This window comes from Cytobacillus horneckiae, from assembly GCF_002835735.1.
Classification (GTDB): Bacteria; Bacillota; Bacilli; order Bacillales; family Cytobacillaceae; genus Cytobacillus; species Cytobacillus horneckiae.
In genome coordinates this window covers 1-3284 of record NZ_PISD01000044.1, presented here as the reverse complement: position 1 = coordinate 3284, position 3284 = coordinate 1, and the positions used below count along the sequence as shown (strand labels likewise).

Below are 3284 nucleotides of genomic sequence, written 5' to 3'. Positions count from 1 at the left end.
AACTCATGGGGTACGCACCCTTTCTGAAAATCGATAGATTAATAGAAAGTGTAAAGTGTAACACACTACACTTTGCACGCAAAGTTTCATGTGGTCTGCGACGCTAAAAGCCAAACCTTGGGCTTTGCCCAAACCCACTGGGGAACTCTTCCCCAGACCCCCTTAATCGAACTCCCCAACCCCTCAATCCTTGAGGGGCTCCCTCGCCGGTAGGCAGCTCAAAAGGTGTTGCCTTTTGAGACACCAAGAGGGTCTTGGTGAAGTGAGTCTATCAACTCCTTATCCTCCCTTCGGTCCGGTACCGTTGACAGACGCCATACGGGCCTCTCTCGCCTTTGTAAGAGGTTGCCCCTAGTAAAAACCCTTAAAAAGCAAAAAAAGACGCTTCTAGAGCGCCTCTCATTGTTTTAGCGATTAATTATTATTCCCCTTATTATTTTTTTGAAAATGTTCTTTGTAATATAAATAATCAACTTTATGTTTTGTGGACATTAATTGAGTCGCTAATATTGCGGTGTAAATTGTCGTCAATCCTAGTGCTACTACGGCTAATAAATTTAAATTACTTTTATTAATGCTACTGTTACTATTCATGAAAGCTCAACTCCCTTCTTTAAAATTAGATTTCTAAATATCAAAGATTTTTATTCGAACACCATCAATTCTCCCCTTGTTTTAGGGTGGAGGCTGGCAAGGGGGTTTGGGGGAAGCCCCCATATTGCGTAGATCCATAAGGCAAAAGAGAAAATTTATGAACGGAAGCTCTGGCGGTTTTGGCGGTATAATGGCTCGAGCAAGCCGATTTCCTGAATTCCTCGTTTTAGGTACGTCGGCTTGGCGAAAGTACAGCACCGCCAAAATTTCGGAATGCAAGGAGAAAAGGGTGGAGATTTTTCGGTGGTCTGTCCGAAAAATACTACCCGAACCTTGCGTGGAGAAAAGCCCTTTAGGAGATATAGAAGGGAACACAGAAAAAATGTTGATATATCAATGTTTTAGTTAAGGTAATGTGTCATAGCTTGTGACACGTATATGTGTCATAGCTTGTGACACATAGTTGAATTAAGATGTGTCATTTTTTGCTTGACTATAGTTCATTTTTGACCTATGATGTGTCATAAATTATACATATAGGTATCACAGCTGATGATACATAACAAGGGAGAGAAGGATTCTATGCCAGCAGAGGTGCGTAAATTGGACGAGCAGAGAAAAATTAATGTTGAGTTAACCCCTGAACAACTTCAAATGCTTCAAAGACTTATTGATCTTGAACAGCAAGAAAACAAAGACAAAGAGCAATTTGAAGAGAAAAAGAAAAATCATAATTTCATCCAGCTTTATCGTGACAACATGCCAGAATTAAGATGGTTAATGGCAAATCATAACTTCGCAAGTTCTTTATTATTTTTTATCTTGGAACACATGGATAACAGAAATGCTTTAGCTTGTTCTTATGCAGTTTTTGAAGATTATTTTGGCAAATCAAGGTCAACAGTTTACAGAGCAGTAAAGCTTTTAGAGGAGAATGGATTTTTAAATGTTTTAAAAATGGGAACATCAAACGTCTATGTAGTGAACGAAGACCTTGCTTGGACAGATGGCAATGACAAAAAGAAATTTGCTAAATACGATGGTAAAATCCTTGTCAGCAAAAAGGAAAACAAGGACTTTGAATACAAAAGCCAATTTGATAAATTTAAAGCCCTTAGAGAACGTGAAAACTTAAAATAAAGCGAGTAGATAACTACTCGCCTTTCTTTATTTCAAGAGCATATTTGCCCTCATTTGAATCTTGGTCAACACTTGTAAAAACACCAATATCTTTTATTGGAATAAGAGTTCCAGAACCTAAATGAGGTCTCTTTCTATCCCTCATAAAAAGCATTAATTCTCCCTCTTGGTCTAGTTTCTCCAACTTCTCAACCAATTGTTTCACCTTCATCAGCGTTCCATCTCCATCCCTTTTTGCCTTTGTGGCTTCTCCATTTTTTCTAAAGAGTCCTGGACTAATTTATCTTGCCTATCATCCAGGAACTTGATTGTACTTCGGTCTACATCATTCATCCTCAAGAACGTTTTTACTCGGTCAAGTTGAGCGTGTAAAACTTTGCCCACCCTCTCTTTAAAAACAGAAAACTCCTTGCTGATCTGCACGAGTTTTCCCTTCAATTTTCCGTTCTCTAATTTCAATTCCCGATTCTCATTTTGGTAAGACCGGTTCTCAATTTTTAGAGTGTCCACCTGTTGTTTTAACTCCTTTTTCTCCTTCAACTGGTCATTATATTTATTAACGAGTCCATTGTACTTTTCTATCAAGTCTCCATAGTTCTTTACAATGTCTGTTTGCTTCACTTTTTGCAGTGCTTTTTTCTCTGCTAAGGAGTCTAAATTCTCTTCAATATCTTTGTAGTAATAGCGAATTTTATCTTGTCCAATTTGCATATCAGCTTTCAGCTGCGTAACTTCTTTTTGAGTCTTTTCCAACTCTTTCTGCAGATTCTCTGCTTGTAGCTGATAAGCCACACCATTGGTCGCATAATCGACTAGGCTTTTGTAGTCTTGTTCCTTCATTCCAACAAGCCCTAGAACCTTTTTAGCTTCGATATTCGCAATCGATTTCGATTTATCATCAATCTCTTGAATATGCCCCATTGTCCGCTCATATTTCTCTTGGGCTTCCTTCTCCATGCTTTGAAACGTTTGAGCCTTATATTTAGCCGTCTCCACGTGTTTACGGCTCGACGAGACCCCTCTTTCCAAATTAAAGTCATTTTGCTTCAGGTACTGATTAAAATCGTCCTGAAGACTCACCAGTTGCTTTTTCTGGCCAAAGAAATCTTTAGCCGATAGTCGGCCATCCTCCGTTACTGGAACGAAGCCTACGTGCATGTGAGGGGTTTTCTCGTCATAGTGAACAGTCGCATAGATTAAATTCTTTTCACCGTATCGATCAGCAAGGAACTCATGAGCCGTTTCAAAATACCTTTTCTGCTCTTTGGGTGAAATTTTATCGAAGAATTCCTTGTCAGAGGTAATTAAGAATTCAGCCAGCTTAACTGCATCTTTACGGATCTTTTTTCCAGAGGTCACATTGTCCTCAATTACTTGGCTAATTTTCTCGTTGTAATCAATCTGCCTTTGACCGTTTATCAAGTCATAATTCAGATGAGAATCAGCTTTATTGATGTCGGGATTCGTTTCACTTTCCCTCTCTCTTTGGTTGTGAAATTGAATCCCTTTTATCGCATTTGATTTCATTTTCTGCATTCGGATAATGGAGT

At 38.8% G+C, this 3284-nt stretch carries 3 protein-coding genes; 1 reads left to right on the top strand and 2 read right to left on the bottom strand.

The annotated features are described in order from the left end of the window. Positions 1 to 1176: 1176 nt before the first annotated feature. Positions 1177 to 1734, top strand: a complete 558-nt coding sequence (locus tag CWS20_RS19035; RefSeq protein ID WP_048558832.1) for a replication/maintenance protein RepL — start codon at positions 1177 to 1179, stop codon at positions 1732 to 1734. Positions 1735 to 1747: 13 nt separating this feature from the next. On the opposite strand, the gene CWS20_RS19030 is transcribed toward CWS20_RS19035, so the two are convergent. Both CWS20_RS19030 and mobV read right to left on the bottom strand, forming a co-directional pair. Then, on the bottom strand, positions 1748 to 1945 hold the full coding sequence (locus CWS20_RS19030; protein WP_048558833.1) for a hypothetical protein: 198 nt from the start codon (positions 1943 to 1945) through the stop codon (positions 1748 to 1750). Next, on the bottom strand, positions 1945 to 3284 hold a 1340-nt coding region (gene mobV, locus CWS20_RS19025), incomplete at its 5' end, for a MobV family relaxase (protein WP_101226364.1). The genes CWS20_RS19030 and mobV, both read right to left, overlap by 1 nt.

Bases quoted from the DNA above. Each gene is read 5' to 3' on its own strand.
- CWS20_RS19035 (WP_048558832.1), top strand. From the start codon at position 1,177: ATGCCAGCAGAGGTGCGTAAATTGGACGAGCAGAGAAAAATTAATGTT.
- CWS20_RS19030 (WP_048558833.1), bottom strand. From the start codon at position 1,945: ATGAAGGTGAAACAATTGGTTGAGAAGTTGGAGAAACTAGACCAAGAG.